The 1,063-nt window shown below is 80.4% G+C and carries 2 protein-coding genes; both read left to right on the top strand.

Annotated features, from left to right (window positions below; all coding sequences use genetic code 11):
* Positions 1-293 (top strand): hypothetical protein (locus MHY85_RS21110; RefSeq protein ID WP_239200433.1); only part of this gene is annotated, 293 nt, incomplete at its 5' end.
* Positions 294-468: 175 nt separating this feature from the next.
* The coding region (locus tag MHY85_RS22005) for a glycosyltransferase (RefSeq protein ID WP_239200431.1) at positions 469-1,063 on the top strand (595 nt) is incomplete at its 3' end.

Below are 1,063 nucleotides of genomic sequence, written 5' to 3'. Positions count from 1 at the left end.
CTGGGGAGCGGGGCGCTGGAGGGCCGGGCGCGCCGGAGCTCGAGGGACGGGGTGCCCGGCCGTCCGGGGACGGCGGCACGGCCGCCCGGGCGTGGCCGGCGCGGATCGCCCGGCGGGCGTGGCTGGTCGCCGGCGAGGCCGCCCGGATCCGGTCGCGGGGCGACGCGGCGCGGCTGTCCTGGAGCACCGGGTTCGGCATCGGCTACGCCCTCGGCGGCCTCCCCGACCCCGAGCCGCTGCGCGTCGGGGAGCCGGCCTGCGCCGGGGCGGGGCGCGCGGCCGGTCGCGGCTGAGGGCCGGCGGTCCGCGGGCGGCGCGTCGACGGGGCACCCGCACGGGTGACCCGTCCGGCGACCGGGGGACCCCGGCGCGGGCACCCGGGTGACCGGCTCGACGCGTTGCTGTCCGGTTTGCGAGGGTATGTGGAGATTCTCGGCCGCCCGACGCCGAGCGAGCCGGAGGTGACGCGTGACCGACGTCCGGGCCCGCGCCGACGTCTCCGTGGTCCTGGTCGCGCGGGGCGACGAGCACGGCCTCGCGCTCACCCTGCGTGGCCTGCTCGCCTCGCTGGACCACGCGGCCGGACGCCGGGAGGACCGGACCGCGTGGCTGCGCGGGGAGCGTCTGCACGGTGAGGTGCTGCTCGTGGCCCGCGACCTCGCTCTTCTGCCCCGGCTGCCCGCCGACCCCCGGCTGCGCGTCGTGGCCGCCCCGGGCGTCACCGGCGGACGGGCCCGGAACGTCGGCGTCGCCGCCGCGCGCGGCCGGTACCTGCTGTTCACCGACCCCCAGGTCCGGGTGCCCGCCGACTGGGTGCTCGCCCTGACCGCCCCGCTGCGCGCCGGTCGCGCCGACCTGGTCGGCGGGGCCGTCCGGCTCGCCGCGAACCTCGAGCGCCCCTGGCTCACCGAGGAGCTCGCCGCCGCGTACCTCGACCTCGTGCCCGACCCGCCGGAGGTCGGCGGCGCCTTCAGCGGGATCAGCATGGCCGCGTCGCGCGCCGTCCTGGAGGCCGTCGGGTTCGACGAGGCGCTGGGCACCGCGCGGTGCCCGGACGCCTCGT

This window comes from Cellulomonas sp. ACRRI (genome assembly GCF_022346185.1).
GTDB lineage: Bacteria > Actinomycetota > Actinomycetes > Actinomycetales > Cellulomonadaceae > Cellulomonas.
This window is presented reverse-complemented; position numbering and strand designations above follow the sequence as displayed.